Annotated in this window: 17 protein-coding genes and 1 pseudogene; 17 read left to right on the forward strand and 1 reads right to left on the reverse strand. The window is 52.8% G+C overall.

Going from position 1 to position 21428, the window contains the following annotated elements:
• The 8 genes from carB to R6U67_RS17905 all read left to right on the forward strand — a co-directional run.
• The coding region (gene carB, locus R6U67_RS17870) for a carbamoyl-phosphate synthase large subunit (protein WP_410253800.1) at positions 1 to 2646 on the forward strand (2646 nt) is incomplete at its 5' end.
• Positions 2647 to 2898: 252 nt separating this feature from the next.
• Positions 2899 to 4500 carry a B12-binding domain-containing radical SAM protein gene (locus tag R6U67_RS17875; protein WP_410253801.1) on the forward strand — a complete coding sequence of 534 codons (1602 nt, stop codon included), beginning with the start codon at positions 2899 to 2901 and terminating at the stop codon, positions 4498 to 4500.
• A gap of 84 nt (positions 4501 to 4584) precedes the next feature.
• On the forward strand, positions 4585 to 4980 hold the full coding sequence (gene gcvH / locus R6U67_RS17880; RefSeq protein WP_410253802.1) for a glycine cleavage system protein GcvH: 396 nt from the start codon (positions 4585 to 4587) through the stop codon (positions 4978 to 4980).
• 358 nt (positions 4981 to 5338) lie between these two features.
• Entirely contained in the window at positions 5339 to 7585 is a 2247-nt protein-coding gene (locus R6U67_RS17885; RefSeq protein ID WP_410253803.1) for a heavy metal translocating P-type ATPase, read from the forward strand.
• A gap of 193 nt (positions 7586 to 7778) precedes the next feature.
• On the forward strand, positions 7779 to 8012 hold the full coding sequence (locus R6U67_RS17890; RefSeq protein WP_410253804.1) for a hypothetical protein: 234 nt from the start codon (positions 7779 to 7781) through the stop codon (positions 8010 to 8012).
• A 119-nt stretch (positions 8013 to 8131) separates the two neighbouring features.
• A complete protein-coding gene (locus tag R6U67_RS17895; RefSeq protein WP_410253805.1) occupies positions 8132 to 8518 on the forward strand; it encodes a hypothetical protein in 387 nt (128 codons plus the stop codon).
• A 77-nt stretch (positions 8519 to 8595) separates the two neighbouring features.
• Positions 8596 to 9504, forward strand: a complete 909-nt coding sequence (locus R6U67_RS17900; protein WP_068790689.1) for a vitamin K epoxide reductase family protein — start codon at positions 8596 to 8598, stop codon at positions 9502 to 9504.
• Positions 9505 to 9525: 21 nt separating this feature from the next.
• Positions 9526 to 11046, forward strand: a complete 1521-nt coding sequence (locus R6U67_RS17905; RefSeq protein ID WP_410253806.1) for a multicopper oxidase family protein — start codon at positions 9526 to 9528, stop codon at positions 11044 to 11046.
• Here the strand turns inward: R6U67_RS17905 and mazG are convergent.
• A complete protein-coding gene (mazG, locus tag R6U67_RS17910; protein WP_410253807.1) occupies positions 11043 to 11858 on the reverse strand; it encodes a nucleoside triphosphate pyrophosphohydrolase in 816 nt (271 codons plus the stop codon). The two genes, R6U67_RS17905 and mazG, sit on opposite strands and share 4 nt — an antisense overlap.
• Before the next feature lie 448 nt (positions 11859 to 12306).
• Here mazG and R6U67_RS17915 point away from each other — a divergent pair.
• The 9 genes and pseudogenes from R6U67_RS17915 to R6U67_RS17955 all read left to right on the forward strand — a co-directional run.
• Positions 12307 to 13709, forward strand: a pseudogene (locus tag R6U67_RS17915) (carotenoid oxygenase family protein).
• A 140-nt stretch (positions 13710 to 13849) separates the two neighbouring features.
• The gene (locus R6U67_RS17920; protein ID WP_074162921.1) at positions 13850 to 13996 is read left to right on the forward strand and encodes a DUF3285 domain-containing protein; all 147 of its coding nucleotides are present in this window, start codon (positions 13850 to 13852) and stop codon (positions 13994 to 13996) included.
• A 7-nt stretch (positions 13997 to 14003) separates the two neighbouring features.
• Entirely contained in the window at positions 14004 to 14564 is a 561-nt protein-coding gene (gene ybeY / locus R6U67_RS17925) for an rRNA maturation RNase YbeY (RefSeq protein ID WP_410253808.1), read from the forward strand.
• Positions 14565 to 14575: 11 nt separating this feature from the next.
• Positions 14576 to 15073, forward strand: coding sequence for a diacylglycerol kinase family protein (locus R6U67_RS17930; protein WP_410253809.1), 498 nt, complete (start codon positions 14576 to 14578; stop codon positions 15071 to 15073).
• A gap of 29 nt (positions 15074 to 15102) precedes the next feature.
• Positions 15103 to 15708, forward strand: coding sequence for an anthranilate synthase component II (locus tag R6U67_RS17935; RefSeq protein ID WP_410253810.1), 606 nt, complete (start codon positions 15103 to 15105; stop codon positions 15706 to 15708).
• Between the two features lie 10 nt (positions 15709 to 15718).
• Positions 15719 to 16519 (forward strand): MBL fold metallo-hydrolase, encoded by an 801-nt coding sequence (locus R6U67_RS17940; RefSeq protein WP_410253811.1) that lies wholly within the window; start codon positions 15719 to 15721, stop codon positions 16517 to 16519.
• Positions 16520 to 16536: 17 nt separating this feature from the next.
• Positions 16537 to 17874, forward strand: a complete 1338-nt coding sequence (locus tag R6U67_RS17945) for an aminopeptidase P N-terminal domain-containing protein (protein ID WP_410253812.1) — start codon at positions 16537 to 16539, stop codon at positions 17872 to 17874.
• A gap of 13 nt (positions 17875 to 17887) precedes the next feature.
• Positions 17888 to 21184: a glycosyltransferase gene (locus tag R6U67_RS17950; RefSeq protein WP_410253813.1), complete on the forward strand. Its 3297-nt coding sequence runs from the start codon at positions 17888 to 17890 to the stop codon at positions 21182 to 21184.
• A 114-nt stretch (positions 21185 to 21298) separates the two neighbouring features.
• The coding region (locus R6U67_RS17955) for an AAA family ATPase (protein ID WP_410253814.1) at positions 21299 to 21428 on the forward strand (130 nt) is incomplete at its 3' end.

Below are 21428 nucleotides of genomic sequence, written 5' to 3' on the forward strand. Positions count from 1 at the left end.
GCCCAAGGCGGTCTCGACGCCTCCCCAGTGAGTCAGATCCTCGTCGAAAAATCCCTCATCGGCTGGAAAGAGTACGAGTTAGAGGTGATGCGGGACCTCGCCGACAACGTCGTCATTATCTGTTCGATTGAAAACATTGACCCCATGGGCGTTCACACCGGCGACTCCATCACCGTCGCCCCCGCCCAAACCCTGACCGACAAAGAATACCAACGACTGCGGGACGCCTCCATTAAAATTATTCGTGAAATTGGCGTCGAAACTGGCGGGTCAAACATCCAGTTCGCCGTCAACCCCGTCAACGGCGATGTAGTGGTGATTGAGATGAACCCTCGCGTCTCCCGCAGTTCCGCCTTAGCCAGTAAAGCCACCGGCTTCCCCATCGCCAAATTTGCCGCCAAATTGGCCGTGGGCTATACCCTAGACGAAATTCCCAACGACATCACCAAGAAAACCCCCGCCAGCTTTGAACCCACCATTGACTATGTGGTGACCAAAATTCCTCGCTTTGCCTTCGAGAAATTCCCCGGAACCCAGCCGATTCTGACCACACAGATGAAGTCCGTCGGAGAAGCCATGGCCATTGGGCGCACCTTTTGCGAATCATTCCAGAAAGCCTTTCGCTCCCTAGAAACAGGCCATTGGGGCTGGGGTTGCCAGTCAACAGGCAAACTGCCGAGTTTAACCCAAGTGCGGGCGGGATTGCGTCAACCCAACCCAGAACGGATGTTTACCGTGCATCAGGCCCTAACACTGGGGATGTCCGTCGAGGAAGTCTATGAACTGACAGGGATTGACCTCTGGTTCCTGGATAAATTCGCCGAAATGCTGGCCACCGAGAAATGGTTGAAACGATCGCCCCTCTCGGACCTATCCGCCAGCCAAATGCGCGAGGTCAAACAACAAGGCTTTAGCGATCGCCAAATCGCCTTTGCCACGAAATCCACAGAAAACGAAGTGCGTAGCTACCGCAAACAACTCGGCGTCATTCCCGCCTACAAAATGGTGGACACCTGTGCCGCCGAATTTGAATCAGAAACCCCCTACTACTACTCCACCTACGACGAGAGTAACGAACATCTGACCAGCGATCGCCGCAAAGTGATGATTCTCGGCGGGGGACCGAACCGCATTGGCCAAGGGATTGAATTTGACTACTGCTGCTGTCACGCCTCCTTTGCCCTGCGAGACAAAGGCTTTGAGACCATTATGGTCAACTCCAACCCCGAAACCGTCTCAACGGACTACGACACGAGCGATCGCCTCTACTTCGAGCCATTAACCCAAGAAGACGTCCTCAACATCATCGAAGCCGAAAACCCCGAAGGCATTATCATCCAGTTTGGCGGGCAAACTCCCCTCAAACTGGCGGTTCCCCTGGCCCAAGCCAACGCCCCCATCTGGGGAACCTCCCCCGACTCCATTGACGCTTCGGAAGACCGGGAACGCTTCGAGGAAATCCTGCGAGAATTGGACATCCTGCAACCCCCCAACGGCTTAGCCCGCAGCTATAAGGAATCCCTGAAGATTGCCCAACGCATCGGTTACCCGGTGGTGGTGCGTCCGTCCTATGTGCTGGGGGGACGGGCCATGGAAGTAGTCTATTCCGACGAAGACCTCGAACGCTACATGACCTTTGCCGTACAAGTCGAACCCGATCACCCGATTCTGATTGATAAATTCCTAGAGAATGCGATCGAAGTCGATGTGGATGCGATCGCCGACAAAACCGGTGCCGTGGTCATTGGCGGCATCATGGAACATATCGAACAAGCGGGGATTCACTCGGGAGACTCGGCCTGTTCGATTCCCAGCCAAACCCTCTCCGTCGCCGCCCTCAACACCATCCGCGATTGGACGGAGAAACTGGCCCAACGGCTCAATGTAGTGGGCTTAATGAACGTGCAATATGCGGTGCAGGGGGAACTGGTCTATATTATCGAAGCCAACCCCCGCGCCTCGCGAACGGTTCCCTTTGTCTCCAAATCCATTGGCGTTCCTCTGGCGAAATACGCTTCTCGGGTGATGGCGGGAGAAACCTTAGCGGAATTGAACTTCACCCAGGAACTCATCCCCAACCATGTCTCCGTCAAAGAAGCGGTGTTACCCTTCCACAAATTCCCCGGAACCGACACCATTCTCGGACCGGAGATGCGCTCAACCGGGGAAGTCATGGGCATCGACGACAGTTTCGGGAAAGCCTTTGCCAAAGCCGAACTGGCAGCAGGAGAACTCCTCCCCAGCCAGGGAACGGCCTTTATTTCCGTGATTGACCGGGATAAGGAAACCGTGATTCCCATTGCTTTGGAACTTCAGAAGTTGGGCTTTGAGATCCTGGCGACGATGGGAACGGCGGCCGCCCTGAAGGCGGCGGGAGTCGAGAACGTGGGCTTAACCCTAAAACTCTCGGAAGGTCGCCCCAATGTGCTGGATGCGGTGAAGAATAAGCAAATTCAGTTGATTGTGAATACCCCCTCTGGGGAGGATGCCCAAGCCGAAGGTCGTACGATTCGCCGCATGGCGTTGGCCTATAAAATCCCCATTGTCACCACCATTTCCGGGGCGCGGGCCACAGCAGCGGCAATTCGCACCTTGCAGGCTGGCTCCTACCAGGTGAAGGCGTTGCAAGACTATTTCAATCGTTAGGGGGAGGGGGTCAGAGTCGGGGTGTGAGTCTGCGATTGGGGTTTCCCCACGCTCCGCGATTGGGGTTCTCCCACGCTCCGCGATCGCCCCGGCTCCGTTGAGCCTTCTGCTCAGCAACGGCTCATGGGTCAAGCCTTAAGCGACCCCAGGAGTCACCCCAAATTGAAAATGTTATAGTTCAGGGAAGTTTGAGCCAAAGCTTGGAGGCTTGGCTCTGTTGTTGACGCCAACCAAGGAGATCGAGACTCAACCATGCGTGTTTTACTGCTTTATCCCCGATTTCCCAAAAGTTTCTGGTCCTTTGAAAAAACCCTGGAACTGATTGGACGCAAAGCCATGCTCCCTCCCCTGGGACTGGCGACGGTGGCGGCAATTCTGCCCCAAACCTGGGACTATCAACTGGTGGACCGCAACGTGCGAGACGTCACAGAAGCCGAATGGGACTGGGCGGATGTGGTGCTGATGTCAGCCATGATTGTCCAGAAGGAAGATATGTTGAGCCTCGTCACGGAAGCGAAACGCCGAGGGAAACTCGTTGCTGTTGGTGGCCCTTATCCTACGGCGATTCCTCAAGATCTCGAAGCCGTTGACACGGACTATCTGATTCTGGATGAAGGGGAGATTACGCTCCCGATGTTTGTTGAGGCGATCGCACGAGGTGAGAAAAACGGTGTCTTCCGCTCCAACGGGGAAAAGCCAGCGGTAACCGATACGCCAATTCCCCGGTTTGACTTACTGGACTTCGACGCCTACTCAGAGATGTCAGTGCAATTCTCCCGAGGCTGTCCCTTTCAATGTGAGTTTTGCGACATCATCGTACTCTATGGTCGTAAACCCCGCACCAAGTCCCCAGAACAGTTCCTGGCGGAACTCGATCGCCTCCATGAACTCGGCTGGAATCGCAGTATCTTCCTGGTGGACGACAACTTTATCGGCAACAAGCGCAACGTGAAGCGACTGCTGCAAGCCTTACAACCCTGGATGGTGGACCATAACTATCCCTTCTCCTTCGCCACGGAGGCCTCAGTAGACTTGGCTCAGGACCAGGAGTTGATGGATCTGATGGTGGCCTGCAACTTCGGTTCCGTCTTCCTGGGGATTGAAACCCCCGACGCCGAGAGTCTAGCGGTCACCAAAAAGTTTCAGAATACCCGCGATCCCCTCAGTGACGCGGTTATCAACATTTCCAAGTCAGGATTACGGGTCATGGCTGGCTTTATTATCGGCTTTGACGGGGAAAAATCCGGCGCCGGCGATCGCATCGTTGAGTTTGTGGAAAAAACCGCCATCCCCACCGCCGTCTTTAGTATGTTGCAGGCGCTCCCGGATACGGCATTATCCCACCGCTTGGAGAAAGAAGGACGGTTACGAGCCACCAACGGCAACATTAACCAAACCACGTTAATGAACTTTGTCCCCACCCGTCCCCTCGAAGAAATCGCTCGGGAATATATTGACGCCTTCTGGCGACTGTATGATCCTGTGGTCTTTCTCAATCGTACCTATCGCCATTTTCGCTTCCTGGGCGAAGCCACCTATCCCCATAAAGGGAAAGCCACCCGTAAAAACACCTCCTGGGTGGTGATTCGGGCCTTGTTAACCCTGTGCTGGCGACAGGGACTGGTGCGGAAGACTCGTTTTGTCTTCTGGCGCAATCTCTGGCTGATGTATCGCCATAACCCTGGCGGAATTAGCAGTTATCTCTCGGTTTGCGCTCAAGCGGAGCATTTCCTGGAATATCGGCAAATTGTCAAAGATGAGATTGAGGCCCAGTTGGCAGATTATCTGGCACAGGAGGAACGCAAGGCAATGAAAGCCGCTTCAGAACCGGCACCATCGGAGGTAGCCGTTTAATTACGGCAAAAATCCTGACAGAAGAGGGTTCTGGCGTAGAAATTCCTCTATGATTTGTAGCGAAGGAATTGCGAGACCCGCTCTATGGCTTTTGAATACCCCGAAGACCTCAGATATCTGGACTCTCACGAGTATGTACGCCTCGATGGTGAAATTGCCACCATCGGGGTAAGTGCCTTTGCCTTAGATGAATTGGGCGATATTGTCTTTCTCGAATTGCCGGAAGTGGGCGATACCCTGTCTAAAGGGGAAACCTTTGCCTCCATTGAGTCGGTGAAAGCCGCCGAAGATCTCTATGCACCCATTTCCGGGACGGTGATCGATCGCAATGAAGATGCACTCGCCTCCCCGGAAGGATTGGCGGCTGATCCCTATGGGGAAGGTTGGCTGGTTAAAGTTCGCCTCGATAATCCTGAGGATGAACTCGAAGATACTCTCAGTGCTGAAGAATATCGCGCTCAAGTTGAAGGAGACGATTGAGTCAAAAACAGACAATTAAATAAAGACAGTTATTGTCAGTAAAACCCTTTGATAGCAAGGGTTTTCTGGTTCATAATTGTCTTTGTTGTTGTGACTTTTTATTTTTGCAAAGACGTTTAAATAAATGAGTGGGTTGCTGCTGCATTTAAGTATGACAACGTGTCATACTTAAAGATAAATCTCATAGAACACCCTTAGGGGATGATTGTCATCAGTTCTAGAGTGCGCGTTCGCTCCCGTGAGAGTGGGGTCGTCAAGTGTCACACGCAGTTAACAAGCAAAACTACTCTTTTATTACCACGTGCGATCGCGGGAACCCGAATCACCCCTAACCTGATCAGCAGCCAAACTCACCAACATGGAAACCATCAACCTGAAACTCCAAGGGATGAGTTGTGCATCCTGTGCGAACACCATTGAGAAATCCTTATCCCGAGTTTCCGGGGTAACCACTTGCAACGTCAACTTTGCCCTCTCTCAAGCCACCGTTGAGTACCAAAGCCAACAAACCGACGTCGAACGTCTAATTGCGGCCGTTGTCGATGCTGGGTATCAGGCCCAACCCGTCACATCTCCCCTAGAAGAGAGTGACGAAGAACAAGCCGCCAACCAAGCCGAACAACGGGAACTCACCCAAAAAGTCATCGTTGGCGGTGTTGTCAGTGCCATTATCGTGATTGGGGCTATTCCGGCGATGACCGGGTTAGACATTCCCGGTTTTCCCATGTGGCTACATCACCCCATCCTGCAACTGGTGTTGAGTTTGCCGGTGTTTGTGTGGTGTGGTAGCAAAATCTTCATCAGTGCCTGGAAAGCCTTAACCCGCCATACAGCGGATATGAACACCCTAGTCAGCGTGGGAACCATCGCCGCCTACGCCTACTCCCTCTGGACCACCTTCTTTCCCCAATTTTTCGAGGCCCAGGGACTCCCCATCGACTATTACTACGAAATTGCCGTTGTTATCATCACCCTGATCCTTTTAGGGAGATTGCTAGAGAACCGGGCTAAGAAACAAACGTCCGAGGCCATTCGTAAATTAATGGGATTGCAGGCCAAAACGGCCCGTGTCATCCGAGATGGCCAGGAACAGGATATTCCCGTAGAAGCCGTTGAAATTGGCGATGTGGTGGTTGTCCGTCCCGGCGAGAAGATTCCGGTTGACGGAGAAATCCTAGAGGGACAATCGACTATTGATGAGTCGATGGTGACGGGAGAGTCGATCCCGGTTCAGAAAGCATCTGGCGACGAGGTGATTGGGGCCACAATCAACAAAACCGGGAGTTTTCGTTTCCGGGCCGCCCGAGTTGGCACAGATACCGTGTTGGCCCAAATTGTGCGTTTAGTGCAAGAGGCCCAGGGAAGCAAAGCCCCAATTCAGAAAATCGCCGATCGCATCACCGGTTGGTTTGTCCCCGTCGTGATTGCGATCGCCATCGTGACCTTCATCCTCTGGTTCAACTTCACCGGCAATCTCACCCTGGCCACCGTTACCACCGTGAGCGTTTTAATTATCGCCTGTCCCTGTGCCTTGGGCCTGGCCACCCCCACCTCAATCATGGTCGGAACCGGACTCGGGGCCGAACATGGCGTTCTCATCAAAGGGGCCGATAGTTTAGAAATCGCCCATAAGATTCAAGCCATTGTCCTCGATAAAACCGGAACCCTGACTCAAGGACAACCCACCGTGACCGATTATGTCACCGTTGGGGGAACCGAACGAGAACTCGACTGGTTACGACTGGCGGCGGCGGTGGAACGTCAATCAGAACATCCCCTAGCCGAAGCCGTGGTGAACTATGCCGAGGCCCAAGGAATCGAACAGCCACTTCCCTCAGTTACTGACTTTCAGGCCCGGGAAGGAATGGGAGTCGAAGGAACCGTCGAGGGGCAACGAGTGCAAATTGGAACCAGCCGTTGGATGGCCGAGTTAGGCTTAGACACTCAGGCGTTAGACGATCGCCGTCAACAATGGCAACACCAGGCCAAAACCACCGCCTGGTTAGCCATTGATGGGAACATTGAGGGCTTATTTGGCATTGCCGATGCCCTCAAACCCTCATCGATGGAGGCGGTGAAACAGCTCCATCGTCGGGGTTTAGAAGTAGTGATGCTGACAGGAGATAACCAGCAAACGGCCGAGGCGATCGCCCAAGAAGTCGGGATTGACCGTATTTTTGCCGAAGTGCGTCCCGATCAGAAGTGCGATCGCGTCAAAGAGTTGCAATTAGAAGGCAAAATTGTTGCCATGGTCGGCGATGGCATCAATGACGCTCCGGCACTGGCTCAAGCCAATGTGGGCATGGCCATTGGAACCGGAACCGATGTGGCGATTTCTGCCAGTGATATTACTCTCATTTCCGGCGATTTACGGGGAATTGTCCTGGCCATTGATTTAAGCCGGGCCACGATGAACAATATCCGTCAAAATCTCTTCTTTGCCTTTGCCTACAACAGTCTCGGGATTCCCTTGGCAGCGGGAGTTCTCTATCCCCTTGTGGGTTGGCTGCTCAATCCCGTCTTTGCCGGTGCTGCGATGGCGTTGAGTTCGCTGTCCGTGGTGACCAATGCCTTGAGATTGCGTAAGACGAAACGGGTGGGATAGGGGAAAAAGGCATAACCCACCCCAAACCCCTCCCAAGAGGGGATGGCAATAGACAAGAGGTTATGACCTGCTTCCCTTTCTCCGTGTCCTCGGACAACCACAAGGGATTGCCCCTACGTGGTTCTCCCTCTTCCCTTCCTCCCCTACTGCCTACTGCCTGTTCTTGCCCCTGTTGTTTATTTGGACTACTTTGATGAAGCTTGTTGACAAAATCCTCATAACCTGCATTAGTGTCGCTATTCTGGGAGCAGGAGGAGCGATCGCGATGCCGGGGTCTTCTGACGTTGATCCCAACTCAACTGAATCCCAACCGTTTGAACAGATTGAGCAACCCCTCGGGGTGAAAGTCGCCGTGACCCTGGGTGGTTTAGGCTTAATAGGATTGGAACTCTGGTGGTTTTTGGGTCAACGCGACCCCTCAGATTAGGTGATTGACACGAAACCGCAACGAAACCGCCCAGCGTGAATCTGAGTCATGCGTCCATTTTCAGCTTGAGGATGCCCAGACTTTCCCCACTACACCCAATTTCTGGAGGTACAAACGACATGGCTGCAAGCCACACAAGCATGATTATCAGTGAGGCGATTGGGGTTCCCCCACGCTCCGCGATCGCCGGGAAACCCCAATGGGCGATCGCTCAAGCCTCCACAGAAGCCGATTTTGGCATTTGTGATGAGTCAGATAAAACCGAAGACAGCGAAGAGGAGGCTGCATCAGAAAGCTGCGCGGTTCCCGAGGCTGGCGAGAGTGCGACTGAAGCCCCAGCCAGTGAGACAGAAGCGTCACAGCCGGCCGATCCCGGTGGGTCACAATCGTTATCTTGGGACACAGTCACAACCTTACCGATGGCGATGGTCATTCCCGTGGTCATCGTCATCACCATTCCAGCAGTTTGGCTCATTTTCAAACGACGCTCTAACAGCCAGCTTTAAGAGTTTCCCGTCGTTTTTAAGTTAGTCGTTGTTAAGTTAGTCGTTTTTAAGTTCTCCGTTTTCATAGGTTTTCATTTATGCGTAAACGCTCTCAACCCTGGATTCAGCGAAAATCACGCTTTATCATCGCCGCGATCGCAGCCTTAGGGGCCGTCATCACAGCCTATCTAGCGATTACCGCCTTCGCCGATGTCTCCGCCGCTTGTCCCACTGAAGGCTGCGATAAAGTCCTCTCCAGTCCCTATGCGGTGGTCTTTGGTTTACCTCTGGCCCTGTTTGGGTTCTTGGCTTATGTGGCTATGGGAGTGTTTGCTGTCGCCCCCTGGCTGATTAACCCAGAGACGAAGAAATCGCAGCGTCGTACTGTAGAGGATTGGACTTGGCGATTTTTGCTGATCGGCAGTGTCGCCATGGGGGTATTTAGTGCCTATCTCATGTACATCATGGTGTTTGAGATTCAGTCCTTCTGTCTCTACTGTCTCGCCTCGGCTATTTGTGCCTTAGCCTTATTAGGGCTGACGCTGGCGGGACAACATTGGGAGGATATTGGGCAAGTCATCTTTACCGGAATTATCGTCGCCTTTATTACCTTTGTCGGTTCTCTGGCCATCTACTCGCCAATTCATAGCCCGACAGCCGAAACGGAAACCAGTAGTGGTTATGCCATCAGCACCACCTCAACCCCTGATAGTATTGCCCTGGCTCAACATCTACGAGAGCGTGGCATCAAGATGTATGGGGCGTTTTGGTGTGATTTCTGTCAACGTCAAAAAGAATTGTTTGGCCGGGAAGCCGCTGAGGAACTCGATTACGTCGAATGTGATGAGAATGGGGTTAATCCGAACCCCGCCGCCTGTCAAGCCGCTGGAATTCAGAGTTATCCCTCTTGGGAGATTGATGGAGAACTTCAGCGGGGACTGATTCCCCTGAATGAATTAGCCGATTTATCGGGATATACCGGTTCCCGTGATTTTCAAGCCAATTAAGCCTGATCAAGCCTTTGTTTTATGCGTTATCCTCTTCCTCGATTATCCCGTCGTCAACTGCTTACGCTTATGGCGGGGACGACGGGTGCTGTGCTATTAACTCAATGTCGCGGACAAGGGCGATCGCCCGTCACAAACACCGAGACAGACACTGTCACAGATACCGAGTTGATGGCCCAAGCGGTGGAAAGGTCCGCCGATGGCCTGTTGCAAGTCCGCTTGGAAGCGGCGGCCAGCCAGTTAAATGTGGCCGGACAGGAAATCCCCATCTTCACCTATAACGGCCAGTTCCCGCCGCCGCGTTTAGAAGCTTCTCCCGGCGATCGCGTTCGCATCGAGTTCCACAATCGCCTAGACGAACCCACCAATCTGCATTTCCACGGATTGCATATTCCCCCCACGGGAAATGCCGATAATACGTTCTTGGAGGTAGCCCCTGGAGGGAGTCAACGCTATGAGTTTACGATCCCCGAAGACCATCCGGCGGGAACGTTTTTCTATCATCCTCACTATCATGGCTGGGTCGCCCATCAGGTGTTGGCTGGCCTGGGGGGACTCTTTGTGATCCGAGGTGATCTCGATGAGATTCAGGAAGTTCAACAAGCCACGGAACAATTTGTCATCCTCAAGGATTTTGCCACCGATTTCAGGGATGTATCCGGGGGACATATGGCTATGATGGCGGGACGAGAAGGGGAGTTTGTCACCGTTAATGGGGAGATAAGGCCCAGTTGGAGGGTTCCTAATGGTGAACTCTTGCGGTTGCGGTTTGTTAATACCTCCAACGCCCGCTTTTATAATCTTGCCTTAGACGATCGCCCCTTTTATCTCATTGCTACCGATGGCGGGGCGATCGCACAACCGAGGGAACTATCAGAATTATTACTCTCTCCGGGGGAACGGGCCGATGTCTTAGTTCGCGGTGATGAGGGTGCAGCCTCAGTGAACTTAGTCAATCGTCCCTACAGTCGCGGCCGTATGGGCGGTGGCATGATGGGCAATGGAGGTGGAATGGGCCGCATGGGCCGGGGTCGGATGGGACGCATGGGGGGCCGAGAGTCTGATGAGGCTGAAGTCTTGGCAACGATTAGCTATGACGGAGACCCGGTTTCGGGGCGATCGCTGCCCCGTCAATTGCGGCCCGTGGACACCTTACCCGAACCGAGTCAAACCCGCCGGTTTGTCTTCAATCATGGTATGGCTCGGGGGCAAGGAATGGTGTTTTTAATCAATGGAAAGACCTTTGACGGCGATCGCACCGATGTGCAAGTGCAACTCGGCCAGGTTGAGGATTGGGAAATCGTTAATGAGGGAATGTTCGATCACCCGTTCCACCTGCATACCAACCCCTTTCAGGTGATGAGTCGTAATGGCCAGCCTGAACGCGATCGGGCCTGGAAAGATGTGGTGTTAGTCAAAGCCGGGGAGACGGTTCGTCTTCGCACTCGCTTCCAGGACTTTCCAGGCCGAACCATGTACCACTGTCATATTCTCGATCATGAAGATCAAGGCATGATGGGGATTGTGGAGATGCAAGCCTAGGGGTTCATCAGCCGCTGTTTGGCGATTTGCCAGAAGGCTTCGAGTTCCTCGACGCTATAGTCCGAGAGAGGGCGATCGCAGGCGGCTTCGACTTGGCTAAAGCGGGCCAGGAAGCGATCGTGGGTTCCCTGGAGGGCCGCTTCGGGGTCGAGGTCATACCAGCGGGCCAAGTTCACCAACACAAAGAGTAAATCTCCGAGTTCCTCCTCTTGGCGTTGGCGACTTTCGTGGGCGATCGCCTCCTGAAATTCCCCGAGTTCTTCCTGGAATTTTTGCCAAACATCCTCCACCTTATCCCACTCAAAGCCCACGGCAGCGGCTTTTTGAGAAATCTTCTGACTGGCTTTTAACGGCGGTAGCGTGCGAGCATAACGGGCTAACTTAGAACTGAGTTGTGTCTCATCTTCTCCCTTTTCCGCCGCTTTAATCGCCTGCCAGGTTTCCCGAACTTGATCGGGGGTCTTGGCGTCAGCATCGGCAAAGACATGAGGGTGACGACGAATCAATTTTTCGGTGATCCCCTCGGCGACCTCTGTTAGGGAAAAATCCCCCGCTTCCTGAGCGATTTGGGCCTGTAACACAACCTGGAGTAAGAGGTCTCCGAGTTCCTCAGAAATATGCTCAGAATCTCCCCGACGAATGGCATCGACGCTTTCATAGGCTTCTTCGATGATATAGGGGATCAAGCTTTCCGGGGTTTGTTCTAAATCCCAAGGACATCCGCCCTCGGGATCACGGAGTTGGGCGACCACCTGAATCAGCTGGTCTAGGGCAGTCAGGGCGTTAGACGATGGAGAGGGGCGATCGCTCATAGGTCGTTGAAAGGCTCGTTGATATTTTAGTGTAACGTTTAGTTAAATCCTCTTGCATCTACGGGACCCACTTCTTATAGTAGTAATCAGAAGCAAATACAACGCTTCTGAAACAGATAACACACAGCGCAGTCCACATTAGTTAAAGAGGTAAACACGCTGTTAATTCTAACATCTGTTCAACTCCAACAAACAACGGCATCCGCCCAAGCGACTGAAACTTCCACCACCTAGTTGACCCGGAGCAATGCAGCTTCAACCCTCCCTGGGGAGATTGACCTGTTGCATCTCCAAGATGTCTTTAGAAACATGGGGAAATCACTCGTCCGACTGGTCTGGGTGCCGTTGTTATTTTGATGGTATTATTTTGATGATATTGTTTTGACGGTGTTATTCTGATGGTTTTGATAAGCTAGGGAACATCAAGACCTTTAGCCGTTCATCATTTATGAGTTCAAAACAACCCGCTTGGTCGACTGGTGTGACCCGAGTTGGGCAGGAGTTTGAGTCTACCGCCTTAGAATTACTATCCGGTCAGGTTCCCGACACACTTCAGGGAACCCTCTATCGTAACGGTCCCGCGCGACTCCAGCGGGGCGATCGCCATGTCGGCCATTGGTTTGATGGCGACGGGGCCATTCTTGCCGTCGAGTTTAACCAGGGCCAAGCTAGAGGTCAATATCGGTTCGTACAAACCGCCGGCTACCAAGCCGAAGCCGAAGCTGGAACCCTTCTCTACGGAGGTTACGGAACCCAAGCCTCGGGATCTCTCCTCAGCCGCTGGCGGACCCCCCCAAAAACGCCGCCAACACCTCCGTATTAGCCCTTCCCGACCGTCTCCTAGCCCTCTGGGAAGGGGGCAAACCCCATGTCCTCAATCCCAAAACCCTCGACACCCTAGGATTAGAAGACATCCAACTTCCCACCTACTCAGCCCATCCCAAATGGGATCATCACAGCGGCGAGATCTTCAACTTCGGCATCGATTATGGCCGGCAAAACGTCCTAAATCTGTTCATCTGCGACAGCCAAGGAACCCTAAAACGCCAAAGCCGACATCCCCTCGATAAGATGTCCCTCATTCACGACTTTGTTCTCGCCGGAGACTATCTCGTCTTTTTCCTCCCTCCCCTAGACGTTCCCCTATTGCGGATTCTCTTCGGCCTAACCACCATTAAAGATGGCTGTCGCTGGGTTCCCAGTCTCGGAACCCAAATCCTGATTTTCGACCGTCACAGCCTCAATCTCGTCAGTCGCGGCGAAGCTGATCCCTGGTTTCAATGGCATTATGGCAACGGATACGTCAATGAAGCCGGCCATATTGTCGTGGATGTGGCGCGTTACCCCGACTTCACCACCAATCAACGACTAGCCGAAATTGCCAGCGGCCACACCAACACCGCCGCCGAAGCCTATCTCGATCGCCTCATTCTCGACCCGCAAACCGCTAACATCTTAGCCAGTGAGTCCTTGTGCGATCGCTCCTGTGAATTTCCCACGGTTGCCCCAAATCAAGTCGGCCGCAACGCTTCAGCCTTCTATCTGTCCCTACATCGTCCCAACGTCAACACCGCCCAAGACCTCTACGGGGCGATCGGGCGTTACGATGTCGAGCAAGGGACCCTAGAGAGTTTTGACTTTGGCGACAGTCGTTATCCCACAGAACCCATTTACACCCCCAACGGCGAAGGTGGCGGCTGGCTGCTAACGGTCGTTTATGATGGCAACGGCGATCGTTCTGAAGTCTGGATCTTCAACGCCGCACACCTCGACGAACCGGTTTGTCGTCTCGGCTTACCCGAGGTCATCCCCATCGGCTTCCACGGAACCTTCAGCAATACGTTAAATTAAGGAACGCAGCCAAAAATCATCAAGAGAGGGCACGCCACTTGCGGATTGCCCCCACTATTGCCTGTTACCGATTGCTAGCTTGCCTATTGCCTTCTCTTCCCCTCTTGCCTCTTGCCTCTTGCCTCTTGCCTTACCTAATTATGACCTCCCCCGAACCTCAACCCAGCTTCGTCAAACTCGCCATGCGGAATATGGTCCGTAAAGGTGGAAAATCTCTCTATCACTTCTTTTTAACAACCTTTGGACTTCTCGCCCTACTGGTGGGACTCGCCTATCTAACCCACTAAACCCGTCATGGCCATTCTTCTTGATTTGAGCGTACAACACCATGAGGGACTTGCCCGAGATCATCCCCGAGATCATCTTGATAGTTTAGTCAGTGAAACCCTGTGGTGCGATCGCCTCCAAGCATGGCTAGCGAATCTTTCCCCCGAGGAAATCCCCCAAGGAAACCATCCACCCTTGGGGTATGAACTCTGCTTGCGGTTCACCGATGACGCGGAAATTTGTCAGCTAAATCGTCAGTACCGACACAAAGACCAGCCGACGGATGTGTTAGCGTTTGCAGCAATGGAGTCTGAAATACCGCAGATCGGTGCAGCCTTACCGCTATCTCTCGGGGATATCGTCATCTCCCTCGATACCGCTCAACGACAGGCCCAACCCCTCGGTCATTCATTAGACAGTGAGTTAACCTGGTTAGCGGCCCACGGTTTCCTGCATCTACTGGGATGGGATCACCCCGATGACGAGAGTTTAGCGGCGATGCTTCAGCGTCAGGTGCAGCTACTCGCGTGCGTCGAGATAGCTGTTAACCTTGATCTGCCTCGGATTCTCTCCAAGACCCCTTCCTAGGATTGTGTAGGATGAATCTAAATCTTTTTGAGGCTATCGCCGAACGTCCCAAGACTCGCTATCTCATGTCCCCCGGTCCGCCGAATCCGACTCCCAAGAATAAGGCCTATGATCGTCAGTTATCCTGGCAAGTGGCCCAGAGTCTCTGGGCCAGCTTTCGTTATGCGACTCAGGGTATTGGTTATGCGTTCGCCACCCAGCGTAACTTTCGTATCCATGTGCTGATTGGTTCGATCGCCCTAGGCTTAGGACTCTCCCTAAATCTCGAAGCCGTCAAAATGGCGGTGATTGCCCTAACCATTGGTTTGGTGTTGGCCCTGGAACTGATAAACACGGCTATTGAGTCCGTAGTGGATCTGACGGCCCAACAGACCTATCACGACTTAGCCAAAATTGCCAAAGACTGTGCAGCGGGGGCCGTCTTGGTGGGGGCGATCGCCTCCCTGATTGTGGCCCTATCCCTACTCATTCCCCCCCTCTGGACTCGTCTGTCCTCCCTACTGGGCTAATCTAATCCTCCTATCTCCCCCTAGATTCCATGATCATCGTCATCGACAATTACGACAGTTTCACCTACAACCTAGTTCAATACCTCGGAGAACTCGGACAAACCCTACCTGTCGCTGCCGAGATTCAGGTTTACCGTAATGACTGCATCAGCATTGAGCAAATTCGTCAACTCAATCCCGATGGCTTGGTCATTTCGCCAGGACCCGGTCGTCCCGAGGATGCCGGGGTGTCGTTGGCGGTGATTGAGGAGTTGGGGCCGACGTTACCCATTTTGGGAGTTTGTCTGGGCCATCAGAGTATGGGCCAGGTCTTTGGCGGTCAGGTGGTTGCGGCGGGGGAACTGATGCACGGGAAAACCTCCCCCATCTACCACAACAATCAGGGGGTATTTGCCGGTTTAGAGAACCCCTTTACCGCAACCCGCTATCATAGTCTGGTCATTGATCGCGCCACTTGTCCCGAGGTCTTAGAGATGACCGCCTGGGTCGAAGATGGCACGATTATGGGCGTGCAACATCGTGAGTATCCCCATATTCAAGGGGTACAGTTTCATCCAGAGAGTATTTTGACCGGATCGGGGAAGGCGTTGTTGCATAATTTCTTGGTGAGTCTCAAACAGGCCGCAACGGTCTAAGTATGACGGTATGAAACGGCGACAACTGATTCGGTATTTGCAAGTGGGGGCGATCGCCACCACCGTAACTGGCCTAACCGGGACTGGCCGAACCGGCCGAACCGGGAGAGGACTGGCCCAATCCCCACCCCAGGGACGATTAGAAATCGAATACTTGGGTCACACCTGTTTCCGCTTTACCGGTGGGGGTCGCCGGGTTCTCACCAATCCCTTCCGCCCGGGAGGCTGTACAGCAGGCTATCCTGAACCGGATGTTGAGGATGCTGATGTGGTTCTCGTCAGTAGTTTTCTCCTCGATGAAGGGGCCGTCGAGAATGTCCCTGAGAGTAAATTGCTATTTGAGTCGGGGATTTTCCAACTGCAAGGAATGCGTTTTGAGGGAATTGCGATCGCCCACGATCGCATCAATGGACGACGCTTTGGCACGAATATGATGTGGCGTTGGCAACAGGGGGGCCTGAATATCGTGCATCTTGGCGGCGCGGCGGCCCCCATCGGCAACGAACAGCGGATTCTCCTCGGCCGTCCTGATGTGGCCTTGATTCCCGTCGGCGGCGGCGACAAAGCCTATAACCCCGAAGAAGCCAAAGCCGCCATTAACCGCCTCAATCCTCGCATCGTTATTCCCACCCATTACCGTACCGCCGCCGCTGATGAGGAGGCCTGTGATATTAAACCCCTTGACGACTTCCTCGCGATGATGGAGGGAACCCCAATCCGTCAACAGTCCGATAACCAGATTGTTCTAACCCCCAACGATCTCCCCGAGGGCGATCGCCTCATGCTTGTTCTGACTCCTCCCCTGTCGTAACCCGTCAACTCATCTCCATGTCCAATTTCTACCCCTACGCCCAACGTCGCCAACAACTTCTCAGTAAACTCAATCAGGGAACCGCCATTTTTAGAAGTGCGCCCATGGCGGTGATGCACAACGACGTGGAATATACCTTCCGCCAAGATAGTGACTTTTTCTATCTCACCGGCTTTAACGAACCCGAAGCCGTGGCCGTCCTGGCCCCCCACCATGATGAGCATCAGTTTATCCTCTTCGTGCGCCCCAAGGACTTAGAACGGGAGATTTGGACCGGTTATCGCACTGGGGTTGAGGCGGCCCAGGAGCGATATGGGGCGGATATCGCCTATTCCATCGAGGAACTCGACGAGAAGCTACCGGAGTACCTCAAAGGGGGCGATCGCATCTACTACCACCTCGGACGAGACGAAGCCTTCAACAATCGCATCCTCCGTCATTGGCGCAAACAACTAGCCCTCTACCCCAAACGAGGAACCGGCCCCATCGCCCTCGAAGATCCCAGCCCCCTCCTCCATCCCTTGCGGCTGGTGAAAACCCCCGAAGAACTACAACTGATGCGCCAAGCGGCCGACATCGCCGTGGACGCCCATAACCTCGCCCGCGACATCGCCCAGCCCGGACGCTACGAGTACGAAGTGCAAGCGGAGATGGAACGGCTGTTTACCCTTCATGGAGGAAGTCCCGCCTATCCCTCCATTGTCGCCTCTGGGGGCAACGCCTGCATCCTGCATTATGTCGAAAACACCCGGCAGATGGAAGAGGGCGATTTACTACTCATTGATGCCGGTTGTTCCTATCAGTATTATAACTCAGATATTACCCGAACTTTTCCAATTTCCGGCAAATTTTCCCCGGAACAAAAAATCATCTATGAACTGGTTTTAGAAGCCCAAAAACAGGCGATCAGCAAAATCGCCCCCGGTATTCCCTACAACGAACATCACGACATCGCCGTTCGCGTCATTGTCGAAGGCCTACTCGACCTCGGCTTACTCTCGGGAGACCCCGATGAACTCATCGAAGCCGAACAATATAAACCCTTCTATATGCACAAAACCGGGCATTGGCTAGGCTTAGATGTCCATGATGTGGGGGTCTATCAACATGGAGAAGATAACTGGCATATCCTGCAACCTGGAAATGTCCTCACCGTCGAACCAGGTATCTATATTTCGCCCTACCTGAAACCCGCCAGCCGAGAAGTGGATGATGTCACGATTGAACAGCCTCCTGTTGACCCCAAATGGCATGGAATTGGGGTGCGAATTGAAGATGATGTTCTGGTGACTGAATCCGGGTGTGACATTCTAACCGCTGGCGTTCCTAAATCCGTGGACGCTATGGAACGATAATGACCTTTACCTAATGCCCTATCCCACCTTTAACGTCCTCCTTTTCTATCAACCTCCGGGGTCGGTTCATCGTCCGACGATTATTTCTGAGAATGAAATTTTATGCGGGGCGGCGTTTAAAACCGAGTATCGATTCAATCGACTCAAACAACTCGAAGCCCCCATCGGAACCTATGATATTGCCCCTCTCATTGCCCAGATTCCGGCAGTTCAATATCCTGAATTAGTGGTGGTTCGGGCGGACGCCACTCGTCTGAACTTTCCCACCAACTTACACCTCTTAAACTGTCCTAAATTACTCATTATCGGAGACACGCAACATTTAGAAACCCCCATCCGTACTCTGACGGACTATGCCGTTCAGGAAGGCTTTGATTTCGTGATGTCTGACCATAAACGGCAGCATCTTCATTTTTTCCAAGAAGCGGGCTGTAAGAACGTATTTTGGCTCCCTGGCTTTAACATTTACCCTCACCCTCAACCCTCTTGTCCTAACCCAGAGTATCCGGTGTCATTTGTCGGACAAATTGGCCCCTTACATCCCTATCGTTATTATATTCTCGATGAGATGACCACTCGGGGAATCCTCCTAGAAACCTTTAGCGGTAGTCAGGAGAAAGCGGCTGAAGTCTATGTTAAAAGTCAAATCAACCTCAATGTGAGTCTCAATGGGGACTTGAATATGCGGGTGTTTGAGGTGTTATCAAGTGGCGGATTTTTGCTCACTGATAAACTTAAACCAGAAGCAGGGTTAGAGGCATTATTTGAAGTTGGCAAACATCTGGATACCTATGAGAGTAAAGCGGACTTATACCAGAAAATACAGTATTACTTAAATCATCCAAAATTAACGCAACAGATAGCCAAAGCAGGCTGTGAGTTGTTTTGGCAACAGCATCAGCCAGAACAGAAGGTTCAACAGCTTTTAGACCATCTTCAAGGTCGTTTGTTGCCGAATTTCTATCAAGCGACCTCTGATTTACGCAGTCAGTTTGTGACCAGTACCGATACGGGCGATCGCCACCAGCATCTTGCCTTTTATGAGTATATCCAAGAACAACATCGGCAAATTCCTAAGTTAAACCTTATCATTTGGGGAGAGTGTGATCCTCGCTGGGTGGCTGATGTCGTAGATTTATCTCGCTTACAAGTCTATTGGGTATCTCCGCCTCGAAACTCTGCTGTATCGTCTCAACTCTTAGAAACCTGTCAATTGGGCGATCGCATCGAATATCTCACCCCCTCAGATATCGCCAAACATCCCGAATTTCGGGAACTCTCCACGGACAATCTCAGCCATCAAACCATTTTGGTGGTCGATATTCAGCAATACGAGACGGGACAGTTAATTCCCCTACTAAAATCCCTACTAGCCCATACCTTAGTCTTAACCTGTCCCCAAGGTTTCCCCAGTCCTGATCGGCTAGAGTCCTTAAATCAGGACCTGTTTCAATACTACTTCTTTCAGGTTTCCTTTGACCCCCTCGCTTATCGTCTCAATGTTATTACCCCGTTTAACCCGAGTTTTCGGTCTCTCTTAGATATCGTTGATAACTATCACAAGAATCCGGGCGATCGCCAGGCCCTCCATCTCGTCCGACAACTGCGTAAAGCCGTCACCCAACAATGGCTAAATCTCGCCTATACCGAACTCTCCGACCAAATTGATGGGCAACTTGGCGACCTCCATTCAGCCCTCTTAGATAGTCCCTTACGCCAAGACACCCTCAACGAAGACGACCGGCGATTTTTCCAGAAACTCCAACAACTCTTTAGCCCCAAAACCCCAGAAAATCGACTCTCTCAAGCCTTTCTCGCCGCTACCCTCTATGGCTATCCCCATCAATTCCCCATTTCCTATCACGACCTCCCCTTTCCCGGTTGGCTAAATGAATTTCTCCTAGCCTACGTCTTATCCACACCGCGAATTTTTCAAGACCCCGGCGATGTAGAAAAATACCACACTCACCTAGAGAATTGGCTTAGCTATCTCCATCCAAACATTCTCAATCATCCCAATAGTCCCAGTTGGCAAGCCGTAAACGAAGTCTTTGCCGAACGGGCGAACTTAACGCCTTTATATTTCAGCCAACGCAGTCCCCTCCGGCTACAAAAGAAGCGGGCCGACCTTCTCGAACAAATCCTCTACCAACAGCGATCGCCCCTCAGTTACAAATTTCCTCCCCGTCCCCCCCGGACTAAAATTCGCATCGGGGTTTTAGCCAACAACTATAGAGACAATCCCCAAACCTACTACAACCTTGCCGGTATTAAACATCTCGATCGCAGCCAATTTGAAATTTATCTCTATAGCCTCCAGATCACAAAAGAAACCTACGAAGACTACTGCTGGAATTATGCCGATGAAGTCGTCCCCCTGGGCCATCTGAATCTCTTACAACGAGTTCATACCATCCGTTCCGATGACCTAGATATTTTGCTAATTGGTAGTAACCTCGTCACCCGGTCATCTCCCCTCACCTTCCTCTGTAGCTATCGACTGGCCCGCCATCAGATTACCAACCTCTCCTGTTTAACCACCACCGGAATGCGTCACATCGACACCTACATCGCCGGAACCCTCACCGCCAACCATCCCATCGACCATAGCGAAACCCTCCTCACCCTAGAGGGGTCAGGCCTGTGTTTCGACCTTCCCCAAGACCAACCTGATTTAACCGTCAAAATCGAGCGATCGCAGTGGCATCTCCCCGAGAATACCACCGTCTTCATCTCCACCGCCCATATGCGACTTCTTCACCCCGAAGTTCGCCAAACCTGGGCCAAACTCCTCGCCGAGACTCCCAACAGCATCCTCGTCCTCCATCCCTTCGGCGACGACTGGCGACCCCATCGGGAACTAGAAATGCCCTTTTTCCGGCAAATGCAACAGGTTCTGCAACAGCATCAAGTCGCCTTAAAACGATTATTACTTGTGAAGTCTCTCCCGAGTTGCCGCGACCTCCGCTATCTCCTCAAACAAGCCGACATTTACCTCGACGCCTTCCCCCACTCCCAAGCCAGTAGCCTCCTCCATCCCCTGCAACTCGGTCTCCCCATCGTCACCCTACAAACCAAGCAACGTCCCCTCGCCCAAGGGGCCGCCCTCCTCCAAGAACTCGGACTCCCCCACCTCATCACCCAAACCCCCGACGACTACCGACAACTGGCCCAACACCTCGCCAGCAACCCCGACCTACGACAACAAACCCAACGCCAACTGCAAACCCAAATGGCCACCTCGCCTCCCTTCCTCAACACCCAACAATTCGCCCAAAACCTCACCCACCTTTATCTCAAACTCCTCTAACCTTCTCCCTCCTGTTCCCTATTCCCTGTTCCCTGTTCCCTGTTCCCTATTCCCCGTTCCCTGTTCCCTGTTCCCTATTCCCTGTTCCCTATTCCCCGTTCCCTTCTTCCCCCCATGGTTTACATCAAGGAAATCGAACTCACCAACTTTAAATCCTTTGGGGGAACCACCAGAGTCCCGTTCCGCCGGGAGTTTACGGTGATTTCGGGGCCGAATGGTTCTGGGAAATCGAATATCTTAGATG

The sequence above is a fragment of the Sodalinema sp. genome (assembly GCF_046483825.1).
Lineage (GTDB): Bacteria > Cyanobacteriota > Cyanobacteriia > Cyanobacteriales > Geitlerinemataceae > Sodalinema.

Coding starts and splice junctions, on each gene's coding strand:
- R6U67_RS17875 (WP_410253801.1), top strand. CDS start 2,899: ATGCGTGTTTTACTGCTTTATCCCCGATTTCCCAAAAGTTTCTGGTCC.
- gcvH (WP_410253802.1), top strand. CDS start 4,585: ATGGCTTTTGAATACCCCGAAGACCTCAGATATCTGGACTCTCACGAG.
- R6U67_RS17885 (WP_410253803.1), top strand. CDS start 5,339: ATGGAAACCATCAACCTGAAACTCCAAGGGATGAGTTGTGCATCCTGT.
- R6U67_RS17890 (WP_410253804.1), top strand. CDS start 7,779: ATGAAGCTTGTTGACAAAATCCTCATAACCTGCATTAGTGTCGCTATT.
- R6U67_RS17895 (WP_410253805.1), top strand. CDS start 8,132: ATGGCTGCAAGCCACACAAGCATGATTATCAGTGAGGCGATTGGGGTT.
- R6U67_RS17900 (WP_068790689.1), top strand. CDS start 8,596: ATGCGTAAACGCTCTCAACCCTGGATTCAGCGAAAATCACGCTTTATC.
- R6U67_RS17905 (WP_410253806.1), top strand. CDS start 9,526: ATGCGTTATCCTCTTCCTCGATTATCCCGTCGTCAACTGCTTACGCTT.
- mazG (WP_410253807.1), bottom strand. CDS start 11,858: ATGAGCGATCGCCCCTCTCCATCGTCTAACGCCCTGACTGCCCTAGAC.
- R6U67_RS17920 (WP_074162921.1), top strand. CDS start 13,850: ATGACCTCCCCCGAACCTCAACCCAGCTTCGTCAAACTCGCCATGCGG.
- ybeY (WP_410253808.1), top strand. CDS start 14,004: ATGGCCATTCTTCTTGATTTGAGCGTACAACACCATGAGGGACTTGCC.
- R6U67_RS17930 (WP_410253809.1), top strand. CDS start 14,576: ATGAATCTAAATCTTTTTGAGGCTATCGCCGAACGTCCCAAGACTCGC.
- R6U67_RS17935 (WP_410253810.1), top strand. CDS start 15,103: ATGATCATCGTCATCGACAATTACGACAGTTTCACCTACAACCTAGTT.
- R6U67_RS17940 (WP_410253811.1), top strand. CDS start 15,719: ATGAAACGGCGACAACTGATTCGGTATTTGCAAGTGGGGGCGATCGCC.
- R6U67_RS17945 (WP_410253812.1), top strand. CDS start 16,537: ATGTCCAATTTCTACCCCTACGCCCAACGTCGCCAACAACTTCTCAGT.
- R6U67_RS17950 (WP_410253813.1), top strand. CDS start 17,888: ATGCCCTATCCCACCTTTAACGTCCTCCTTTTCTATCAACCTCCGGGG.